Below are 21,153 nucleotides of genomic sequence, written 5' to 3'. Positions count from 1 at the left end.
TCGCCCCGCGGAGCCAGTAAGCGAGGGTCGTCCAGTCCTTCGGCAGGATCGACTGGGCGAGCTCGGCGAGGAAGCGCGTCTCCTCGAGCGAGATCGGCACCGAGCCCCAATTGTCCGCCCAGGCGTCGTTGTAAACCGAGTTGATCGCGGCCACGGCGTCCGGTCCCTGGGCGGGACGGATCACGAGATTGCGGTCGTCCCGCCACCTCGCCCTGGCCGCGCTGACGCGTTCCGGAAGCCGGCTATCGGCCAGCCGGCCCTCATAACCGACGATGTCCTTCAGGCCCTTGAATCCAAGACGCTCGAGCTGGGCGGCATAATGGCGCGGCGCATAGTTTGTGTGGGTGGTGGAGCGCGCGTCGTAGCCTTCGACCAGCAGGCCGCATTCGTGATTGACGGACGCGCTGAACGGCCCCGCGATCCGCGTTAGGCCGCGCTCGCGCAGAAACGCCGCCGCCGTCTCGAACAGCGCGTTCCACACGGCGTCGTCGTCGACCCCTTCGAGAAAGCCGAAATGCCCGGCCTCGTCGCGGTGCTTTTCGAGATGAGCGTGATCCTTGACCGCATAGATGCGACCGACCGGCCGCCCGTCGCGGAACGCCGTCCAAGCCTGCCCGTCATTGGCCTTCGCGTAGGGCGTCGCGCGCGGCGTCAGGACTTCGACGATTTCCTTGAGCAGCGGCGGCGTGTAGGCGGGGTCGCTCCCCTGAGCCTCCAGGCCGGCCTGCCAGAACGGCCTGAGGTCCCCCTTCGCCTCGACGGGGCGGACCGTGATCGGTCCGTCGGCATGGCTCGGCGGGAGGGACAAGATCTCAGCTCGGCCGGGTCGCCTTGGCCAGCGCGGCCGCCATCTTGATGCCGAAACCGGCCTTGGCGAGACCGTGATGCTCCTCCGCGACCACCGCGACGGTGTGGTCGATCTGCTGGAACGAGTGGTCGCTGGTGAGGAAGAATCGCAGCCGCGCCGAGCGTTCCGGCACCGCGGGGTGGACGATCGGCAGCGCGTTGACGCCGCGCGTCAGCAGCCGGTTCGCAAGATGGACGGCGCGCAGGCTGTCGCCCACCATCACCGGCACGATCGCGGTGCCGGTCGCGGTTCCGACGTCGAGGCCCGCGGCCTTGGCCTGCTCGACGAAGCGCGCGCCATTGGCCCTGAGCTTCGCGACCCGCTCGGGCTCGCGTTTCAGGAGGTCGAAGCAGGCGATCGCCGAGGCCGCGACCGCCGGCGGCATCCCGACCGAATAGACGAAGCCGGGTGCGGAAAACTTGAGGTACTCAACCAAAGAGTGCGAGCCCGCGATATAGCCGCCGCAGCCCGACAGGGTCTTGGACAGCGTGCCCATCCAGATGTCGACGTCCTTCGGGTCGACGCCGCATTCCTCGGCGATCCCGCCGCCGGTCTCGCCCAGCACGCCGAGCGAATGCGCCTCGTCGACCATTAGCCAGAAGCCGTAGCGGTCGCGCATGTTCACGAGGCGGGCGAGGTCGGGGAAGTCGCCGTCCATCGAATAGAGCCCCTCGACCGCGACCAGCACCCGCTCATGGGCGTGGGCCTGCTGGATGAGGATCTCTTCCAGCGCGTCGAGGTCGTTGTGGGCGAACATGCGGCGCGTCGCGCCCGACAGCGTCGCGCCGACGACGATCGAGTTGTGGGCGAGCGAGTCGTAGACAACCAGGTCGCCATTGCGCATCAGATGGCCGATCGCCGCCACATTGGTGGCGTGGCCCGAGACGAAGGCGACCGCGTCGTCGACGCCGTAGAATTCGGCGATTCGGTGCTCCAGCTCGCGATGGATCGGGCGCTCGCCCGCGACCAGCCGGCTCGCCGAGCAGGAGACGCCGTAGTGGTCGATCGCGGCCTTGGCGGCGGCCGCGACCTCCGGGTGGCCGTTCAGGCCGAGATAGTTGTAGGACGCGAAATTGATGTGCGTCTCGCCGTCGATATGCGTGGTGGCACCGGCGCAGCCGTCATGCATTCGGAAGAACGGGTTCTGGACACCCAGAAGATCAGCGACCGCCTGCTGGGTCTTGACGTCCTTCAGCTCCGACAAGTCCGCGAAGCGGTCGCCGCGCTTGGCCTTGCGGGTCACGACTGTCGGCGTCGGGCCGGCGGGCTTCGCCTCCGGCCTCGGCGTCGCGCGGATCGCGCCCAGTATGCCGTCCTTGGCGGAACGCGAGAGCGCCCCGATGCCACGCCTCTGCGTCATGCGTTCGCGCGTCCCATGGCGAGCCGCCGCGCCTCGACCGCCTCGCCGAATTCGAGCAGCTCCTCCTGGCCGAGCTCGTCGCCGATGTGGCGCTGCGCGAGGTCCGCGTTCACCGCGTTCGACTCCGCGCCGGCCTCCGGCTCATGGATGCGGCTCACGATCGACTGCGCGATGGTGAGCAACGTCGTCGAGTCGCCGATCGCGACCAGCGGCAGGTCGATGTCGAAGCGGCGCTCGACCGACATCCGGAGCTCGAGGCCCATCAGGCTGTCCATGCCGAGCTCGGCAAGCGGACGCTGCGGCGAGATCTCCTTGGCGGGCAGCTTCAGGATGCGCGCCACCTCGCCGGTCAGAACCTCGGCCACGACGTCGCGCGCCTCGCGGCCGTCCTTGCCGCGGATGAGGGCCGCGAGATCGATCTGCTCGCCGGAATCCTGCGGGCCCATCTCGGCATGCGCCAGCACCTGCGCGAAGGCCGGCGAGGCAAGATAAGCGAGGTCGCGGCGCGCCTGGCCCCAGTCGATCGGCGCGATGGTGACGACGCCGGTCTCGAGCCGCATGTCGCGCTGGGAGAGCACGCGGCCGAGGCCTTCGAGCGCCTCGGAGCCCGAAAGCGTGGCGTAGCCGAGCCGCTTCTGGATCTTCTCCTTCACCTCGCCCGTGCGGGCCAGATAGCCGACGTCGCCGAGCGCCCCCCAGGCGATCGCGAGCGCCGACTTGCCCGACGCCCGACGCTTGCGCACGAGCGCCTCGAGCCAGGAATTGGCCGCGACGTAGTTCGCCTGCCCCGGATTGCCGATGACGGTGGTGGCCGAAGAGTAGACCACGAAGTCGCCAACGGGGTCGTTCCGCGTCAGCTTCTCGAGCGCCGCCGCGCCGTCGATCTTCGGGCGGAGCGCCATGATGAAGCCAGCCTCGTCGAGATTGGCGAGCAGCGCGTCGTTCAGCACCATGGCGACGTGCCAGGCGCCGCCGATCGGCCCGAAATCCTTGCGGGTCTCGTCGAGCGCCTTCTTGAGCGCCGCCTCGTCGGCCGCGTCGCAGGCGAACACCTTGACCTCGGCGCCCGCAGCGCGAAGCCGCGCGACGCCGTCCTTGGCGGCCTGCGCCTTGTCGCCCGAACGTCCGATCAGCGCGAGCTTCTTCGCTCCGCGGGCGACGAGCCACTCCGCCGTCGCGAGGCCGAATCCGCCGAGGCCGCCGACCATGACATGCGCGCCTTCGGCCGGGGTCCAGGCCCTGGGCTCGGCGTCCGCGAGTTTCGCCGGGTCGAGCGGCCGCACCACGATCTTTCCGACATGGCCGGACTGCTGCATCAGCCGGAACGCGTCGCGGATCTCCTCCGCCTCGAACACCCGGTAGGGCAGCGGCGCGAACACGCCCTTGGCGAACAGCTTCAGCACGTCGCCGAACAGCTTCTCGCCGAGGTCGCGGCGATGGATGAACAGCTGGTCGGCGTCGATGCCGAAATAGGAGATGTTGCGGCGGAACGGTCGAAGGCCCAGCCGCGAGTTCGCGTAATAGTCGCGCTTGCCGAGCTCAAGGAAGCGGCCGAACGGCTTCAACGTCTGGAGCGAGCGCTCCATCGCCTCGCCGAACAGCGAGTTCAGCACCACGTCGACGCCCTGGCCGCCGGTGAGCCGCTTGGCCTCGTCGACGAAGTCGAGGCTGCGGCTCGACAGAACATGGGTCGCGCCGAGCGCGCGCAGCAGGTCGCGCTTCTCATCCGAGCCCGCGGTCGCGATGACCTTGGCGCCCTTCCAGAGCGCGATCTGCAGCGCCGCCAACCCGACGCCGCCGGCGCCGCCATGGATCAGCACCCACTCGCCGCGCTTGATGCGCGCGAGCTCGATCAGCGCGTAATAGGAAGTCAGGAAGCAGACCGGGATGGTCGCGCCTTCCTCGAAACTGATCGAGTCGGGAAGCTGCGCGACGGCGAGTTCCGAGGTCACAACGCGGGACGCAAACGAGCCGGAAGCGAAGGCGGTCACGCGGTCGCCGACCTTCAGCCGCTTCACGCCCTCGCCGACGGCGGTGACCACGCCTGCGCATTCGATGCCGAGGCCGGGACCCGAGAAGCCGTCCTCGAGCGCCTCCTCGGGCAGCAGCCCGAGCGCCCACATGACGTCGCGGAAGTTGAGACCGGTGGCCGAAACCTGAACCGCGACCTCGCCGGCGCCCGGCGCCTTCTCGGGCGCTCCGCGCCAGCCGAGGTCGTCGAGCCCGCCTTCGCGGCCGGTCTCGAGCGCGGCCACCCGATGCGCGGCCTCCGCCGTGGTGGGCATGTGGGGCAGGCCGGGCCGCAGCCGCGGCGCCTGCACGCCCTCGGGACCGATCGCAATCTCGAGGTCGGCCCGCGGGTGCGTGATCTCGGCCGCCACCGCGCAGCCGGCCGTCTTCGGATCGAGCGCGACGTCCACCAGGCGGATGTCCGTCCCGCGGAACTCGTTGCGGACGACGCGGAGATAGCCGGCGAGCGCCGCATGGTCGAGACGGTCGCGGGCTTCGCCCAGCGCGCCCGCAAGGCCGCCTTCGGCCACCACCCAGAGGCGGGCTCCGGCGGCCTGCGCGGCGCGGGTCAGCGCGAGCAGATGGCCGGCGCGCGTCGCGACCGGAGCGGAGCCCGGCTGCTCGTCGGCGTCCAGCACGGCGACGATGTCGGCGACCGGTTCGCTGGCGTTCTTCGGCGCGGGCGCAAGGCCGAGGTCGATCGCGTCGCCCCAGCCGGCGGGCGCCGCATGGCCGTTGGCGTGACCGTTCGCCTTGCCGTTCGCCGCCTTGCCGTTCGCTGCTTGGCCGTTCGTCCCATGCGGCTTTTCGGGCTTGAGCGAGACGGTGCGGCCGGCGCCTTCGAGCGCGCGGGCGATGGCGAGCGCAAGCGGGCCGGAGGTTCCGGTCTCGCTCACCAGCACGGCCGGACGCGCGTCCCTCGCATGCTCGAACGTGGCGGTCGCGGCCGCGCGGCGCTTGGCGGCCAGGACGAGGTTGGTGGGCGAGCGGGCGCCGGCGAGCGGGACGACGGCGGCGTCGACCAGCCTCGCATCGGCGAGGTCGGCGCGCCAGTCCTCGGCCGAGCGGGCGTCGCCGATCGGGAAGTCTTCCGACGCCGAGCGCGAGAACCAGCCGGTCTGAAGACCGAACACGACGTCGAGGAACGGCGTCGGCTCGAGCGCCGCGAGCGCGAGGCGCCCGCCGTCGGCGAGCCGCGCGGCGAGCCGACGCACGGCCTCGGGACTCGCGGTCGAGGCGCCCCAGGCGAGCGCGCCGACGATCAGGTCGCAGGGCTCGCCCGCGGCTTCGCTCGCCGGGTCGAACTGCTCGACCGTGACGTTGGGCAGCCCCGCGAAGGCGAAGCGCAGCCGCTCGGCCACGGTAGCGTCCGGGTCGGTGACGGTGAGCGTCACGCGGCGGTCCTCGGCGAGCGCGGACAGCGCGCGCGTCAGGCCGCCGGAGCCGGCCGCGATCTCGAGGATGCGGATCGGCCGGTCGGCCGGCGCGGTCGCGACATGATCGGCCGCGAGCGCGGCGAGCGCCTTCGCGCCTTGCGACACCAGCGGCGCGCCGCCGCCCGCATGGGCGATGGTCGAGGCGCCGAAGGGCTTCTCGCGGGGGCCGTCCTTCAGGATAACGGGCAGCAGCGCCGCGGCGCGCGTCGCGAGCACCGATTCCGCGCCGCGTTCCGGATGGTCGGCGATCACGGTGCGGACGATCTCGACGGACGACGGCAGGCCGGTCTGCGCGGCGAGCGTCCAGGCCTCGCCGTCGCGGGTGGCGTGGCCGCGCTCCTCGAGCAGGCCGAGGAGGCGGTTCGCGAGCGCGACCGAGCCTTCGGCGAGCTTGCCGCGCTTGACGAGCTCCGCGACCGAGCCCTGACGCTTCCGGCCGAAGAGCTTGGCCAGCGCCTCATGCGACGCCGCGATGGCGTAGGCTTCGAGCAGAAGGTCGTCGTCGGGCCGCTCGTCCTCTTCCGCGCCCACGAGGCCGAGCGCCTCGGCGCGGTCCGCAAGCGTCTTGGTCTCGGCCGCCTCGGCGGCGATCGGAGGCGCGATCAGCGCGGGAGCGACGTGATAGGCGAGCCGGTCGAGCGGCGTGCGGCGCGCGAGCGTCACCGCGCGGAAGCGCGCGTCGGCGAGCTCCGCGACGATCTCGCCCGCCTCGTCGAGGAAGGTGAAGACGGCGTCGATCGAGCGCGGGCTGAGGCGCCGGATCACGACCTCCGCGCCGGCGAGCGTCGCACCGGGCTTGTAGAGCCTGAGCTGCCCGAAGCGCATCGGCAGGTAGGTGACGTCCGGCCGGTCGCCATGCGCGCCGAACAGCGTCAGCAGCGAGTGGAAGCAGGCGTCGAAATGCGCGGGGTGCAGGCCGAAGCGCTCGTCGCGCTGGCCGGGCCGCTCGGCGTCGGGCTTCAGCCGCACCGACAGGCGATCCTGGCCGAAGCGCTTGACGCTCTGGACCACTCGGAAGGCGGGGCCGAAGTCGAGCCCGTGATCGAGCGCCTGCGCGTAGAGCGCGGCGCTTTCGAAGACATCCGGCTCGCCGCGGCCGGGGGCCGGCATGACGACGTCGAGCGTCGGCGCCGGGGAGACCCGGCCGAGCGCGTGCACCACCCAGCCTTCGTCACGCAGCCGCGGCCGCGACAGGATCTCGACGGTCCGGCTTTCGGCCGAGACGCGGGTCTTGATCTCGGTGACGGCGTCGTTGTCCAGCGTCAGCGCGTGCGGGATCTCGAAATCCGCGAGCTCGATCTGGTCCTGCTTCAGCCAGGCGCGTCCGGCCGCGAGCGCCATCTCGGCGAGCGCCGCGCCCGGCATTACCACGCGTCCGCCGACCTTGTGGTCGGCGATCAGCGGCGACAGCGCCGGGTCGAGATGGATGGTCCAGACGTCGCTGTCGGGCCTCAGCCGCGAGCCGATCAGCGGGTGGACATCGTAGCCGCGGTAGAAGGACTGCGCCTCGGCCGTGACGCCGACGGCGAACTGGCTCTCCTGCCAGGGATAGGTCGGCAGGCGCACAGCGGGACCCGCCAGCCGCCCAAAGGCGGCGTCGCGGTCGACCCGGCCGCCCTTCGCGACCACGCGCGCGAGCGTGCGGCGGATGGGATCGTGCTCGGCCGCGCCATGGTCGTCGCAGGCCAGCACGCCGCCCGTGATCTCGGCGCTCGCGAGCCCGTCGGCCACATAGGTCTGCAGCACCGGCCGCGGTCCGATCTCGACGAACACCCGCGCGCCGGCGGCGAGCGCCGCCGCGACGGCGTCGGAGAAGCGCACCGGCTGGCGGACGTTGGCCCACCAGTAGTCGGCGTCGAGCTCGGCGCCGTCGGTCGCCGCGCCGTAGACGCTGGACAGGAAAGGCCGCTCCGCGACGCGCGGCTTGAGGTTCTTGAGGTCCTTCAGCAGCGGCTCGTGCACGCCGTCGATCAGGCCGGTGTGGAACGGATAGTCGATGTCGAGCACGCGCACCGGCACGCGCCGCGTGCGTGCGAACTTCGCGAGCTCCTTGATCTCCGCCGTCGGCCCCGAGACAGTGATGGAGCGCTCGCTGTTGATCGCGGCGATCTCGACGCCCGTGAAGCCGCCGTCGCGCAGCAGCGCCGCGACGTCCTCGGCGGGCGTCAGCACGGCCGCCATGCCGCCGGCCTTCCAGGCGATCTCCTGGTGGACGCTGCGCGAATGGATGACCTCGACGGCCTGGGCGAGCGTCAGCGCGCCCGAGGCGTGGGCGGCCGCGACTTCGCCGACGGAATGACCCAGCACCATGTCGGGCGTGACGCCCGCCGCCGCGAGCGCCGCCGTCATGCCGACCTGAACGGCGAACAGCAGCGGCTGGGCGGTTTCGGCGCGGCGCAGCCGGTCTGCGACGTCCTCGGCGAACATCGCCTCGACGATCGAGAAGGTGGCGATCTTCTTGAAGTGACGGTCGATTTCATCGACCTTGTCGCGGAACGTCGGATTGGTCTCGTAGAGCTTGCGGCCCATGCCGGCCCATTGCGAGCCGTTGCCCGAGAACGCGAAGGCGACCGGCGCCTCGCGGCCGACGGCCTGCTCGATCGCGGCGCCCGGAGCTTCGCCGCTTTCGGCGATCGCCGAAAGCGTCGCGCCCCAACTGGTCGGATCGTCGCTCTCGAGGACGAGCCGGCGCGGCAGCAGGTCGCGCGTGGCCGCGACGCTTGAGGCGACGTGGCGCGCCGAGGCGGCGTCGCGGCCTTCGAGCGTCTTCGCATAGACGCCGGCGAGCGCCGACAGCGCCTCTCGCGAGCGGGCGGAGAGCGCGAGCACCGGGGTGCGGCCCTCGGCCTCGACGACGCGCGGCGCCGCGCGGCCGGCCCGGTCCTCGGGGCTCGGGTCGCAGATGATCACATGGGCGTTGGTGCCGCCGAAGCCGAAGGAGTTCACTCCGGCATAGCGCGGGCCCGCGCCGCGGGCGAGCGGCGCGGCCTGGGTCGCGACCTTGAGCTTCAGATCGTCGAACGGGATGTCGGGATTGAGCTCGGTGACGTGCAGGCTCGCCGGGAACAGGTCGTGCTCCAGCGACAGGTCCGCCTTCAGCAGGCCGACGAGACCCGAGGCCGGCTCCAGATGGCCGACATTGGTCTTGACCGAGCCGATCGGCAGGGGGCCGACGGTGCGGCGCTTCACGGCCGCGCCGATCGCGTTCGCCTCCGCGGGGTCGCCGACGCGCGTGCCGGTGCCGTGCGCCTCGATGAACGCCAGGCTGTCGGGGTCGACGCCGGCCTCGGCGTAGACGCGCTCGAGCAGCGAGAGCTGGGCGTCCGAGGAAGGCAGCGACATGCCGACGGTGCGGCCGTCGGAATTGACCGCTGAGCCCGCGATCATGGCGCGCATCGGCCGGCGCGCCGCGCGCGCCACGTCGGCGCGCTCCAGCACCACAGCGACGCCGCCCTCGGCGCGCACATAGCCGTCGCCGGAGGCGTCAAAGGCGTGGCAGCGCCCGCGCGGCGACAGCATCGTGGCCTGCGCAAAGGAGATGAAGGGGAACGGGCTCGCAAGGATCGAGACGCCGAGCACGACCGCGCGCTCGATGCGGCCCGCCTTCAGCGCCGCGACGGCCTCGTTCAGGGCGACCAGCGAGGACGAGCAGGCGGTGTCGACCGTGAAGCTCGGACCGTGCAGATCGTAAATATACGAAATGCGATTTGATACGATCGAGAGCGTGTTTCCGGTCGCGAAATAGGCGTCGGCCGAGCTCGGGTCGAAAATGATGCGGTTGCCGTAATCGAGCGCCGACGCGCCGACATAGACGCCGGTCTCGCTTCCGGCGATCGACGAAGGCGGAATCCCGGCGTCCTCAAGCGCCTCCCAGACCAGCTTGAGCGCGAGCCGCTGCTGCGGATCCATCTGCTCGGCCTCGCGCGGCGAGACCCCGAAAGCGGCCGGATCGAAGGCCCAGACGTCGTCCAGGACGCCGGCCGCGAAGGTGTAGCTCTTGCCCGGTTCGCCCTTACGCGGATGCAGATAACGCGCGTGTGACCAACGGTCTTCGCCGATCTCGGTGACGGCGCAACGGCCGTCCACCAGCATGCGCCAGAACGCGTCGACGTCGTTCGCGCCCGGCAGCCGGCACGACCGCCCGACGATCGCAATGCCCGTCGATTTCGTCATGAGCTCACCCGCCGCCCGGACGTGACGTCAGGGCGGACAGAAGCGCGCCTCGATGAACGAGGACGACGAGAGGTCGCCGGTCCAATACTGATCATGCACCCGGACTCCGGGACGTGCGCCCGGCTGGCCCGGGCGGGACGACGTTGCGTGGGGGCTCGGTCCGTCTATCAGTACTTTGGGATAGCGTGTCAAGCGCGCCCGGGACACGGTGCGACCGATCCGTGACGGCGTCAAAGGGGCCGCGCGCCGCCTCTGTTTCGTTCTGTTTCAGCGATTTTTCGGAGACCGCTCGGCGGCGTCAGCGCGCCAGGCGTCGGGCGTTCGCCTTGAGCCGTCGGGCGGACGGCCGAAGCGCCGCCTCGCCCGCCTGGACCATCACGCGCGCCGCCGCGACGGGCCCCGCCGCGACCGCGAGGCCGGCCATCACCCGGCTCGCCGCGACGCCGCCTTCAAACGCCGCCGCGACCTTCTCCGACAGCATGCGCTGCGCCTCGCTCGCGCCCTTCGCGCTCGGCTGTCCGCCCTCCACGGCCATCCGCGCGAGGCGCGTCGCGACCACGAAGCCGGCGGCCGGCGCCAGCGCCGCGAAGCCGCCCGCGAGCGCCGCCTGGCGCCTCCAGAGTTCCAAAAATTCGAAGGGCTCGTGCATTATGGATCGTTCGGCTCCGTTTGGCGGGACGGTTCGCGGGTCGCTGGCAGGCGGCGCGGCCGATCCGCAGGGTCGAGCGCCGGGGAGATGACGCATGAGTCGGACGCGCGCCCCCCGAGCGCGTCCAGCCGCCCTCATAGCATCGTCACGGACCGGCGCCGCATGCCATTGGTCGGATGCGCGCATGCGCCATCCGTTTGTCCCCAACGTTTCAGGCTACCGCTTGAGCCGTGCGAAAGAAGCCGTGCGGACTTGCGCCAGCGGGCGTTGACCCGAGCCGGTCAGCCTGCAATAGGCCGCGACCCCGAAGCCCGACCAACGGGCGGCCATGTCGACGATCCTCGTCCGCCTGGGTCGGCGGCTCTTCGACCGGCCCTATGTCCTGCTGTCTCTGACGTCGCTCTTCTGGGCGGGGAACATCGTGCTCGGGCGCTTCGTCGCCGGCAAGGTGCCGCCCGTCGGCCTCGCCTGGATGCGCTGGGTCGGCGCCTTCGTGATCCTCATCGGTTTCGCCTGGCCGCACATCAAGCGCGACTGGCCGACGATCCGCGCCCATCCCGGCCGGCTCGCCGTGCTCGCGCTGACCGGCGTCGCGTCCTACAACACCCTCGCCTATTGGGGGCTGCAGTACACCGAGGCGCTCAACGCGCTGCTGATCCAGTCCACCGGCCCGCTGCTGATCGCCGTCTGGTCGCTGGTCCTGTTCCGCGACCTGCTGACATGGGCCCAGTTCGTAGGCGTGCTGGTTTCGCTCGCCGGAGTCGCCGTCATTCTGACGCGCGGCGACCTGGCGGCCCTGGTCCACATCCGCTTCAACGTCGGCGACGTCTGGGTGCTGGGCGCGATGGTGATCTACGCGCTCTATTCGGCGCTGCTGCGCTTCAAGCCCGCGCTTCACTGGCTGTCGTTCCTGACGGTCACGATCGCGATCGGAATCGCCATGCTCACGCCGGTCTTCCTGTGGGAGATCAGCCAGGGCCGTGTGTTGAAGCCCGACGCCGTGACGTTCGCGACGCTCGCCTATGCGGTGATCTTCCCGTCCACGCTCGCCTATCTGTTCTTCATCCGCGGCGTCGAGTTGATCGGCGCGAACCGCGCCGGACCGTTCTTCCACCTCATGCCGCTATTCGGGGCGGCGCTCGCCATCCTGTTCCTCGGCGAACACCCGCAGCCGTTTCACGCGGTGGGCTTCGTGCTGGTGCTGGTCGGCGTGTTCGCGGCGGCGCGATCGCCGCGCAGGACGGAGCCCGGCCCGGAGCCCTGAAAAGGAGAAGGGCGCCGCCTTGCGGCGACGCCCTTCAAAAGAAAGCGCCGGAGGCCCCCCGACCCCGGCGACCGCAGGTTAGTCCGCCGCCCTCCCCGAGAGCAAGCCGCGCGGCGTACGTGCGACTACGTACGCCCTAGGTTCTCGGGCTACGAAACCTCTGATCGACTATGTTCGGATTGTCGCCAGGCGGACCATGGCGACGGCTCGGCTCTTGAGGGAGCGCGCTCATGGCGGATCCGACGGCCGGACCTGACACGCTCAGGGGCACGACAGGCTCCGACACCATCTCGGGCCTGGCCGGGAACGACCTGATCCGCGGTCTCGGCGGCGCGCTGGACGTCCTCGTTGGCGACGAAGGCGACGACACGATCGACGGCGGCCGCGGCGCCGACTTCATCAGCGGACGGGCCGACGACGACCAGCTGGTTGGCGGCTCAGGCGCCGACGCCCTCAACGGCGACGACGGCGACGACTCCGTGGAAGGAGGCGCGGACGCCGACAACGTCTCGGGTGCAGCCGGCGCCGACAACCTCTCGGGCGGCGCGGACGGCGACGAGGTCACGGGAGGCGAAGGCGACGATACGATCGACGGCGGATCGGGCGACGACACGCTGTTCGGCGGCGTCAACTTCCCGGACATCGTGGCGGTCGCCGGCCGGGACCTCGTCGCGGGCGGCGACGGCGACGACAGGATCGCGGGCGGCGGCGAGGCCGACACCCTGGCGGGCGATGACGGCGCCGACACCCTGGAAGGGTTTTCGGGCGACGACGTCCTCAATGGCGGCGCGAATGGCGACTCCCTGTTCGGCTATGAGGGCGACGACCGGATCGCCGGCGGCGCGGACGACGACACTCTTCACGGCCGCGAAGGCGACGACACGCTCGACGGTGGGACCGGCGACGACCTCCTGGAGGCGGACATCTTCGACGCGTTGATCCCGGGTGGCCGGGACATCCTGCAGGGAGGGGCCGGCAAGGACACGCTGAGGGGAGGCGCCGGTGACGACACGGTCGAGGGAGGTGCCGACGCCGACCTGCTCGCCGAGGAGCCGCTCGACGCCGCCGGCGGCAATGACAGCCTCGACGGCGGCGCGGGAAACGACACGATCAACGGTGGCGAGGGCGGGGACGCGCTCGACGGCGGGGAGGACCATGACCGGCTGTTCGGCGAGGGCGGCCAGGACAGGATGAACGGCGGCGACGGATCGGACACGATCGACGGAGACGCCGACAAGGACGTCATCCGGGGCGGCGCGAACGCCGACGATCTGAGAGGCGGAGACGGCGACGACGAACTGCTCGGCGACACCGGCTTCGACAAGCTCTCGGGCGGCGCTGAGGAAGATTCACTGCGGGGCGGCGCCGGCGGCGACTCGCTGGACGGCGGGGACGGTGCCGACACGCTGCATGGCGACGAGGGCGACGACGACATCGCGGGAGACGCCGCCGACGATCTGGTGAATGGCAATGACGGGAACGACGTCCTGATCGGCGGCGCCGGCGCGGACACGCTCGTCGGCGGACAGGACGACGACCGCCTCTATGGCGGCGCCGGCAAGGACAGCCTTACGGGCGGGGGCGGCGGGGACATTATCTCTTACGCCGGTCTGAACGAGGGCGGCGACACCATCTCGGGCTTCGATCGCGGCGAGGACAAGCTCGACCTTTCCCGGTTCGGAACGGTCGAGTTCATTGGAACTTCGGCGTTTTCGGGCGAGGCCGGCCCGATCGAAGTCCGGTGCAAATCCGGCAGGCTCCAGGCCGACCGCGACGGCGACGGCGAGGCCGATTTCGAGGTGACGCTGCTCAATGTCGGGGCGCTGTCGGAAGCAGACCTCATCCTTTGACGGCGCGAGCCCGGTCGGTGAGGCTCAATTGTCGTTCAGCAGGTTCGCCTGGAAGGTGACCGTGCAGCCTTTGATCGCGAAGAAGTTCGCGATCGAGCCGGTGATCTCGAGGCCAGGCGTCGCCGGCCCGATGGTCCGGGGCGCCTGAACCCACTGGGTCACGCCGCCCGTCCTCGGCGTCACGGACAGCTGCGAATTGATCGACTGGCCGCCGTAATTGACGTTGAGCTGGAACTGGTTGTTCGGCACGCTCATCCCGTAGCTCGCGCGCGACGTGACGAACAGCAGGTAGCTCGAGCCGTCATTGCCGAGCCGGACGCCCACGGGCCGATATGTCATGCGGCCGAAATCGCCGGCCGCGATGGCGTCGCCGCATTTCGCCGTCCGGGCCGTGACCATGGCGGATCCCACGAACAGCGTCTCGGCCGCCGCCGGAGCGACGGCCGCGACCGACAGCGCCGCGGCTCCGGTCAAGGCTGCGAGCGTTCTCATAGCCCCTCGCCCGCCTAGAACCGCTGCGTGTAGCCGGCGCTGAACCGCACCGTGCAGCCGGGGATGAACATGAAGTCCTCGATCTCGCCGGTCAGTTCGATGAAGTCCGTGCCGGCGGACGGCGATGCGGGCTGCAGCCGGAACCCGCCATACGGCACGCCCTTGTTCGCCACGATGATCGCGTCGTGGCCGGAGCCCCAGCCGGCCGCCGTGCCCGTCGGGGCGCCGCCCGGCAGGAAGAGCACGAAGTTCGCCTGCCCGTCGTGCAGGAACGACACCCGCGTGTCGGGGCCGTTGTCGGAGAGGTTCCTCGGGCGCAGGATCGACCGCAGGACGGTGCCCTCGCCGATCTTGCGGCGCTCCGACGCGGCGCCTTTGCAGGCGGGCGTGACGGATACGATCCTGGCGTCGCCCTGCCACACGAGCAGCGCCGACGCAGGCGCCGCGGAGAGCAGCGTCGCGACGGCCGCTCCGAGATGAGCCATGCTCCACCGCATGCGAACCCTCCCGCGCGCCATCCATGTCGAGGCGGAGGAGAGCCTTTCATCGGCGCTCGGAGCGCGTAATCCGGACAAATACCTACCGGCGCCGCACGTCGCGCGCCCCAGAGGCGCAAGAGTGAGGGAGGCAAGGGCGCCCGGTCCGGGAGCGCTCGTGATCGAGGCTTCCGGACCGAGCGAGACTCAGGCGATGCCGTCGATCGTGCCGTCCTCGAGCAGCCTGATGTTGGCCGAGGCCGGAACCTTGGGCAGGCCCGGCATGGTCATGATCTCGCCACAGACCACCACGACGAAGCCTGCGCCCGCCGAAAGCCGCACCTCGCGGATCGGCAGCGTATGGCCGGTCGGCGCTCCGAAGGCGGTCGGGTCGGCCGAGAACGAGTTCTGGGTCTTGGCGATGCAGACCGGGAACTTGGCGTAGCCCGCCTCCTCCCAATCCTTGAGCTGCTTTTTGATCGCCGCCGAAGCCGTCACCTTGTCGGCGCGGTAGATCTCCTTGGCGATGGTCTCGACCTTCTGCAGCAGCGGCATGTCCTCCGGGTAGAGGCATCGGAAATCGGCCTTCTCCTCGCCCGCGATCTTGACGACGGCGCGCGCCAGGTCCTCGGCGCCGCGGGCGCCGTCCGCCCAATGCCGGCACACCACCGCCTCGACGCCGAACTCGTTCCTGACCGCCGACTGCAGCGCCTCGATCTCGGCGTCGGTGTCGGCGACGAAATGGTTGATGCCGACCACCACGGGGACGCCGAACTTCTTCACGTTCTCGATGTGGCGTCCGAGATTGGCGAGGCCGGCCTTGAGCGCCTCGACGTTCTCGGTCTTGAGGTCGCTCTTCGCCATGCCGCCATGCATCTTGAGCGCGCGGACGGTCGCGACGATCACCACGACATCGGGCGAGAGGCCCGAGGAGCGGCACTTGATGTCCATGAATTTCTCGGCGCCGAGATCGGCGCCAAAGCCAGCCTCGGTGACCGTCCAGTCGGCGAGCTTCATGCCGGTCGTGGTCGCGATCACCGAGTTGCAGCCATGCGCGATGTTGGCGAAGGGGCCGCCATGGATCAGCACGGGCGAGCCGTCGATCGACTGCACGAGGTTCGGCCTCAGCGCGTCGCGCAGCAGCACGCCGAGCGAGCCCTGCGCGTCGACGTCGCGGGCGGTGATTGGCTTGCGGTCCGGCGTGTAGGCCACCACGATGCGACCGATCCGCTCCTCGAGGTCCTTGAGGTCGTTGGCGAGGCAGAAGATCGCCATGATCTCGGACGCGACCGTGATGTCGAAGCCAGCCTCGCGGGTGTAGCCGTTGGTGGGCGCGCCGCAGCCCGAGACGATGGAGCGCAGCGTCCGGTCGTTCATGTCGAGGACGCGGCGGAACACGATGCGGCGCGGGTCGATGTTGAGCGGGTTGCCCCAGTAGAGCGAGTTGTCGACCAGCGCCGCCAGCAGGTTGTTGGCGGACGTGATGGCGTGGAAGTCGCCGGTGAAGTGCAGGTTGATCTGCTCCATCGGGATGACCTGGGCTCGGCCGCCGCCGGCGGCGCCCCCCTTCACGCCGAACACCGGGCCGAGCGACGGCTCGCGCAGGCACATCACCGCCTTCTCGCCGATATGGTTCAGCGCGTCGCCGAGCCCGACCGTGGTGGTGGTCTTGCCCTCGCCGGCCGGCGTCGGGCTGATCGCCGTCACCAGCACCAGCTTGCCGCCCTGCTTCTTGGGCAGGCCCGCGATGAAGCGATCGTCGATCTTGGCGATGTGCTTGCCGTGCAGGTGCAGGGCGTCCTCGGGGATGCCTATCTTGGCGGCGATCTGCTGGATCGGCTTCAGCTCGGCGGCGCGAGCGATCTCGATGTCGGTCGGCAAGGCGGGCCTCCGGCGGATTGTGCTTGGGGCGCCAGAGGCGCTGGGGGCGCCGTTTTGGCCCGTCGGCGCAACGGCGGCAACCGCCGGGCCGCGCGCTGGGCCGTCTTCGCGACGAAGGTATGAGGTCTTGGGGCCCGGTTCAGCCCGAGGCCGCGGGCTGGATCAGCGCAAGCTGACCGAGGCGATGAACTGCCCGGCCGCGACCAGGGTGGCGCTCTCGAGGCACGCAAAGGTCAGCGCCAGCAGGGGAAGCACGGTCACGGCGGCGATCGGAGCGGGACTCCAGGACCGGCGGCGGGGCAGGCTGGGCGGCATGGCGGCTTGGGCTCCGACGGAGCGGCTTCCCGACGCCCCCCATCCAGCCTCCGAGGCTGCGTCGCAAGTCTTAACGAATGGTGACCGGAGCGCCGGCTGCGGCGATGGTCAGGCCGCGGATCACTCGACGCCCTTGCCGGTCGAAAGGCCGCCGCGCTGCGCGATCTGGTTCGCGGTGTCCTTGAAGATCTCCTTCTCGTCGCCGATCGTCAGTAGCGGATCGCATCGCGGCGTGCAGGAGAAGCTCTCGCGCGTATTGCCGCGCTGGACCACCAGGGTGGTCTCGGGGGCGCGGCGCACGTTCACGATGGTCTCGCTCAGCACCGCGCCGGCGCCGTCGAGCAGCATGACGTTGGTCGACCCGAAGGTCTTGCCTGTGATCACCACGACGCCGTTCTTCTGGGTCGTCGCGTCGGCGATCATCGGATTGCCCACGATGACCGTCGCGACGTTGTCCGGCGCGCGCACGACGCTCGCATGGTCGACCGCCACATTGATCGTCGCCTCCACGGCGACAGCAGGACCGGTAAGTATTAGTACGGATGAGACGCCCAGAGCGCGCAGATGGGCCGCAAAAGAGGTGGCCATGGTCTCGTCCCCATTATTCGGTCCCGCCAGTCAAGCGGAATTGGGTGAACGAAGTCCTAACGGGCCGTCTTTCGCCTCGCGCGTCCTTAGCTGGCATGACCGCGCCGGCCCGCCGTCATCCTCGATGCCGTCCGACCATCTCGCGTCATGTATCAGTATAAAGCTAAACTTTGAAACTTAATTACGAAAATTAAATGGAATTAATTATATTGGACTGTAAAACGATACTTTAACTTTGGAAAGGAAGATTTTGAATCACATAAAACTCTGTTTCTCCATTAACAGAATAGCAACGCGCCGCGCGTTAGGTTCACGACGTTCCCGGCGCACCGACGACGGAAGGACACGGGACGGAAGTTGTCGCAATCTCCGTGAACCAGGAGTTTCATCATGAGCATGCTCAAGGCTTTCGCCAAGAACGAGTCCGGCGCCACCGCCATCGAGTACGGCCTGATCGCGGTCGGCATCGCGATCGCCATCATTATGACCGTGAAGGCCGTTGGCGGGTCTCTGATCACCACTTTCGAGAGCGTCAAGGACAACCTCGACGGCTGAGGCCATAGCCTCGCTGAGAGGCTGCCCCGGTCAGGAGCCGTCCGCTCGTCGGGCGGCTCCGACAGGGCGCGACCGGGACCGCCGACCCTCGGGAAGGCGGTTTCGCCGTTTCCGGCGCTTCGCCTTTTGTTAGGCGACGCCTGGGCAGGATGCCGCGTCGCCGACATCGCGGCGGCGCAGTCGAGACGACTTCAGGGCCGACCGCACCGATGCTCGAGATCTTCGTAGTCGCGATCGTTCCCGCCCTCGTCGTGGTGGCGGCGGTGTCGGATCTTATGACCATGACGATCCCCAACCGTCTGGTGCTCGCGCTCACGGTCGCGTTCTTTCCGGCCGCTTATCTCGCGGGTTTCTCTCCGGCGGAGGTCGGGTGGCACGCCCTCGCGGGCCTTCTTGTTCTCGCAGTCGGCTTCGTGCTGTTCGCGCCGGGGTGGATCGGGGGCGGCGACGCCAAGCTTGCGGCCGCGCTTGCGCTCTGGCTCGGCTTCGAGCCGCTGCTCGCCTGGTTCGTGGCCTTCGCGATTCTCGGGGGCGCTCTGACCTTCGCGACGCTTTTCTATCGTCGCTCCGCTCTGCCGGTGCGGTTCGCGGGCGTCGACTGGATCGCCCGGCTGCATCATCCCAAGACGGGCGTGCCCTACGGAATTGCGCTCGCGGCCGGCACGCTCGCGCTGTGGCCGCAGACCGCGTGGTTCGCCCATCTCGGATGATCGCCCGAACTTAGCAGCAAGTTGTCAATAGTTAAACACCGCTTAGCCGCTCCTACAACTTGGCGACGGCTTGTTAACCATGAATTGACGTTTCGATGTTCCCCTAAGTCCTGATGATTCAGGGCCCCCGTGCCGACGGGGGTCTTTGGTGCGGGGGAACGATATGAAAGCCGCTCGGCTCGTGGTTCTTGGCATCGCCGCGGCGGCCGGCCTGGCGGCGTTGTTTCTCGCCAGCGGCGGAAACGACCAGCCCGCTCAGGTCGCCGACAAGCCGATCCGGACCGTCGAAGTGCTGGTCGCGGCGAAGGACATCGGCATGGGCGCGGCGGTTGCCGCCTCCGACGTCCGCTGGCAGGCTTGGCCCGCCGAAGCCGCGAACGCCGCATTCCTGCAGCGCGCCAGCGCCCCGCACGCTCTGGAGGACACGGCCGGCTCGATCGCTCGCTCGCCCTTCGTGGCCGGCGAGCCGATCCGGCCGGAGAAGCTGATCAAGGGCACGGGCTCCGGCTACATGGCCGCGATCCTGCCGGCGGGCATGCGGGCGATCTCGATCGAGATCTCGGCCGAGACCGGAGCGGGCGGCTTCATCCTGCCGAACGACCGGGTGGACATCCTGCTGACCCGCAAGGTGACGGGCCGTTCGGGCCGCGACGAATCCTTCAGCGAGACGATCGGCCAGAACATCCGCGTGCTCGCGATCGACCAGACCGTCGAGGACAAGGACGGCCAGAAGGTCGTGGTCGGACGCACCGCGACGCTCGAGCTTTCGCCGGCCCAGGCCGAGCAGGTCGCGCTCAGCCGCCAGCTCGGCACGATCTCGCTCGCGCTGCGCTCGCTGGTCGACTCGGGTCCGACGGCGGCCGATCCCTCCGACCCCGCGGCCCGCCGCAACAACGCCGTGACGATCGTGCGCTTCGGAATCCCGACCCAGGACGGCGGACGATGATCCGTGGCCGTCTTTCTCTTCCGCACCCTTTCACCCGGACGCCCGACATGATCTGCGCCGAGACGCCTGAGGCAAAGAGAGCGATGACCCAGCCTGATCGCCGCGGCGTCGGCCGCCGCCTCGCGCGCTTGGCGCGGCTCGCCATCGTCGGGGTCAGCGCCTTCGCGCTCGCCGTCCCGCACGCCGCGTTGGCGGCCGATCCCGGCTATCTTTCGGATGCGGGCTACGCCGACGGCTCGAAGATCGAGCTCGGCATCGGCAAGACCTACGCGGTCACCCTGCCGCGCGACGCCAAGGAAGTGTTCGTGGCCGACCCCGGGGTCGCCAACGCTGCGGTGCGCTCCGCCCGCAAGGCCTATCTGTATGGCACCGGTCCGGGCCAGACCGACGTCAAGTTCCTCGATTCGGAGGGCAAGGAGATCTCATCCTACGAGGTCTCGGTGTCGCGCGACGTCGGCTCGATCCGGTCTTCGATCGCGCGGTCGATCGACGGCGGCAAGGTGAGGGTCGAGGGCGTCGGCGACGGCGTGGTGGTGACGGGTTCGGTCAAGTCGGCCCAGGAGGCCCAGACCGCGATCGATATCGCGAGTGGCTACATGGCCGACCCGAAGAAGGTGGTGAACGCGCTCAAGATCGAGGGCCAGGACCAGGTCCTGCTCAAGGTCAAGGTCGTCGAGATGAAGCGCGAGGTGATCAAGCAACTCGGCGTCGACTACGGGTTCGGCCATATCGACCCGGAGACCGGCTTTCTCATCCCGGCGAAGCTCGGCGGCGGATGGCTGATCGGGTCGGACGGCGCCTCGTCGGTCGGCCAGCAACTCGCCTCGTCGTTCCCCTTCGGCGCCAACAACGCCCAGCCGTCAGGCAACATCACCGCCGGCATCAGACGAGGCTCGAGCCTGTACTCGGCCCGACTGCAGGCGATGGAGCGCGCTGGAGTCATCAAGACGCTCGCCGAACCGAACCTCACCGCGATCTCGGGAGAGAGCGCCAAGTTTCTTGCCGGCGGGCAGTATCCCTTTCCCGGCCCTTGCGAAGACAGCGGCAACGGCGGGTGCACGCGCTCTGTCGAGTTCAAGGATTTTGGCGTCGGTCTGAATTTCACCCCGGTGGTGCTTTCGGGCGGCCGTATTAGCCTGAAGATCGCGACCGAGGTCAGCGAACTCGACCCTGCGAACGGCATCACCGATCGGGGCCTCGTCATTCCGGGTCTGCAGGTTCGGCGTGCGAATTCGACGGTCGAGGTGTCTTCGGGCGGATCCATCGTGATGGGCGGGCTGATCCAGCAGCAGACCAAGCGCGCCGTCGCAGGTTGGCCGGGTCTGATGAGGCTGCCGGTCCTCGGGGCGTTGTTCCGTTCGACAGACTACCTCAAGAACGAGACCGAACTCGCGATTTTCATCACCCCCTACCTGGCGAAGGCGGTCGCCGCCGACAAGCTTCAAAGCCCGGACGACGGCTTCGCCGAGCCCTCCGACCCTTCCGCGCTGCTGCTAGGACGATTGAATCGCCTCTATGGCGTCCCTGGCAAAATCGATCCCGCCACCGTCGGGCGCCAGCGCGTCGGATATATCGTCGACTGACATAGGCGCCGACCGGAG

General features: G+C 69.6%; 14 protein-coding genes. 6 read left to right on the top strand and 8 right to left on the bottom strand.

The window, feature by feature from the left end; all coding sequences use genetic code 11:
- The 4 genes from EK403_RS08630 to EK403_RS08615 all read right to left on the bottom strand — a co-directional run.
- Positions 1 to 808 (bottom strand): hypothetical protein (locus EK403_RS08630; RefSeq protein WP_245479591.1); only part of this gene is annotated, 808 nt, incomplete at its 3' end.
- Between the two features lie 4 nt (positions 809 to 812).
- Entirely contained in the window at positions 813 to 2,207 is a 1,395-nt protein-coding gene (locus EK403_RS08625) for an aminotransferase class I/II-fold pyridoxal phosphate-dependent enzyme (protein ID WP_128777102.1), read from the bottom strand.
- Positions 2,204 to 9,826: a type I polyketide synthase gene (locus EK403_RS08620; protein ID WP_128777101.1), complete on the bottom strand. Its 7,623-nt coding sequence runs from the start codon at positions 9,824 to 9,826 to the stop codon at positions 2,204 to 2,206. The genes EK403_RS08625 and EK403_RS08620 overlap by 4 nt, the downstream gene beginning before the upstream one ends.
- A gap of 298 nt (positions 9,827 to 10,124) precedes the next feature.
- A complete protein-coding gene (locus EK403_RS08615) occupies positions 10,125 to 10,475 on the bottom strand; it encodes a hypothetical protein (protein WP_245479590.1) in 351 nt (116 codons plus the stop codon).
- A gap of 328 nt (positions 10,476 to 10,803) precedes the next feature.
- On the opposite strand from EK403_RS08615, the gene EK403_RS08610 reads away from it, so the two are divergent.
- On the top strand, positions 10,804 to 11,739 hold the full coding sequence (locus EK403_RS08610) for a DMT family transporter (protein WP_128777100.1): 936 nt from the start codon (positions 10,804 to 10,806) through the stop codon (positions 11,737 to 11,739).
- A 230-nt stretch (positions 11,740 to 11,969) separates the two neighbouring features.
- On the top strand, positions 11,970 to 13,589 hold the full coding sequence (locus tag EK403_RS08605) for a calcium-binding protein (RefSeq protein WP_128777099.1): 1,620 nt from the start codon (positions 11,970 to 11,972) through the stop codon (positions 13,587 to 13,589).
- A 24-nt stretch (positions 13,590 to 13,613) separates the two neighbouring features.
- On the opposite strand, the gene EK403_RS08600 is transcribed toward EK403_RS08605, so the two are convergent.
- The 4 genes from EK403_RS08600 to EK403_RS08585 all read right to left on the bottom strand — a co-directional run bounded on the left by EK403_RS08600 (position 13,614) and on the right by EK403_RS08585 (position 17,341).
- Positions 13,614 to 14,081: a hypothetical protein gene (locus EK403_RS08600; protein WP_128777098.1), complete on the bottom strand. Its 468-nt coding sequence runs from the start codon at positions 14,079 to 14,081 to the stop codon at positions 13,614 to 13,616.
- A 14-nt stretch (positions 14,082 to 14,095) separates the two neighbouring features.
- Positions 14,096 to 14,578: a hypothetical protein gene (locus tag EK403_RS08595; RefSeq protein ID WP_128777097.1), complete on the bottom strand. Its 483-nt coding sequence runs from the start codon at positions 14,576 to 14,578 to the stop codon at positions 14,096 to 14,098.
- 186 nt (positions 14,579 to 14,764) lie between these two features.
- Positions 14,765 to 16,438: a formate--tetrahydrofolate ligase gene (locus EK403_RS08590; RefSeq protein ID WP_128777096.1), complete on the bottom strand. Its 1,674-nt coding sequence runs from the start codon at positions 16,436 to 16,438 to the stop codon at positions 14,765 to 14,767.
- Between the two features lie 435 nt (positions 16,439 to 16,873).
- Entirely contained in the window at positions 16,874 to 17,341 is a 468-nt protein-coding gene (locus EK403_RS08585) for a pilus assembly protein N-terminal domain-containing protein (RefSeq protein WP_128777095.1), read from the bottom strand.
- A 390-nt stretch (positions 17,342 to 17,731) separates the two neighbouring features.
- On the opposite strand from EK403_RS08585, the gene EK403_RS08580 reads away from it, so the two are divergent.
- The 4 genes from EK403_RS08580 (at position 17,732) to EK403_RS08565 (ending at position 21,135) form a co-directional block, all read left to right on the top strand.
- Complete coding sequence (locus EK403_RS08580; protein WP_128777094.1) at positions 17,732 to 17,896, top strand: Flp family type IVb pilin; 165 nt, start codon at positions 17,732 to 17,734, stop codon at positions 17,894 to 17,896.
- Positions 17,897 to 18,105: 209 nt separating this feature from the next.
- Positions 18,106 to 18,606 (top strand): A24 family peptidase, encoded by a 501-nt coding sequence (locus EK403_RS08575; RefSeq protein WP_128777093.1) that lies wholly within the window; start codon positions 18,106 to 18,108, stop codon positions 18,604 to 18,606.
- Positions 18,607 to 18,769: 163 nt separating this feature from the next.
- Complete coding sequence (gene cpaB / locus EK403_RS08570; RefSeq protein WP_128777092.1) at positions 18,770 to 19,552, top strand: Flp pilus assembly protein CpaB; 783 nt, start codon at positions 18,770 to 18,772, stop codon at positions 19,550 to 19,552.
- An 83-nt stretch (positions 19,553 to 19,635) separates the two neighbouring features.
- Positions 19,636 to 21,135 carry a type II and III secretion system protein family protein gene (locus EK403_RS08565; protein ID WP_128777091.1) on the top strand — a complete coding sequence of 500 codons (1,500 nt, stop codon included), beginning with the start codon at positions 19,636 to 19,638 and terminating at the stop codon, positions 21,133 to 21,135.
- The last annotated feature ends 18 nt before the right edge of the window (positions 21,136 to 21,153 follow it).

The sequence above is a fragment of the Hansschlegelia zhihuaiae genome (assembly GCF_004103825.1).
Taxonomy (GTDB): Bacteria; Pseudomonadota; Alphaproteobacteria; order Rhizobiales; family Methylopilaceae; genus Methylopila; species Methylopila zhihuaiae.
Note: the sequence above shows the minus strand (reverse complement) of the source record. Positions and strands in the feature narration are given on the sequence as shown.

What these genes read in the sequence shown, in the direction of transcription:
- EK403_RS08585 (WP_128777095.1), bottom strand. Translation starts at nt 17,341, where the DNA reads ATGGCCACCTCTTTTGCGGCCCATCTGCGCGCTCTGGGCGTCTCATCC.
- EK403_RS08580 (WP_128777094.1), top strand. Translation starts at nt 17,732, where the DNA reads ATGAGCATGCTCAAGGCTTTCGCCAAGAACGAGTCCGGCGCCACCGCC.
- EK403_RS08600 (WP_128777098.1), bottom strand. Translation starts at nt 14,081, where the DNA reads ATGAGAACGCTCGCAGCCTTGACCGGAGCCGCGGCGCTGTCGGTCGCG.
- EK403_RS08610 (WP_128777100.1), top strand. Translation starts at nt 10,804, where the DNA reads ATGTCGACGATCCTCGTCCGCCTGGGTCGGCGGCTCTTCGACCGGCCC.
- EK403_RS08575 (WP_128777093.1), top strand. Translation starts at nt 18,106, where the DNA reads ATGCTCGAGATCTTCGTAGTCGCGATCGTTCCCGCCCTCGTCGTGGTG.
- EK403_RS08615 (WP_245479590.1), bottom strand. Translation starts at nt 10,475, where the DNA reads ATGCACGAGCCCTTCGAATTTTTGGAACTCTGGAGGCGCCAGGCGGCG.
- EK403_RS08595 (WP_128777097.1), bottom strand. Translation starts at nt 14,578, where the DNA reads ATGCGGTGGAGCATGGCTCATCTCGGAGCGGCCGTCGCGACGCTGCTC.
- cpaB (WP_128777092.1), top strand. Translation starts at nt 18,770, where the DNA reads ATGAAAGCCGCTCGGCTCGTGGTTCTTGGCATCGCCGCGGCGGCCGGC.
- EK403_RS08620 (WP_128777101.1), bottom strand. Translation starts at nt 9,826, where the DNA reads ATGACGAAATCGACGGGCATTGCGATCGTCGGGCGGTCGTGCCGGCTG.
- EK403_RS08605 (WP_128777099.1), top strand. Translation starts at nt 11,970, where the DNA reads ATGGCGGATCCGACGGCCGGACCTGACACGCTCAGGGGCACGACAGGC.
- EK403_RS08625 (WP_128777102.1), bottom strand. Translation starts at nt 2,207, where the DNA reads ATGACGCAGAGGCGTGGCATCGGGGCGCTCTCGCGTTCCGCCAAGGAC.
- EK403_RS08565 (WP_128777091.1), top strand. Translation starts at nt 19,636, where the DNA reads ATGACCCAGCCTGATCGCCGCGGCGTCGGCCGCCGCCTCGCGCGCTTG.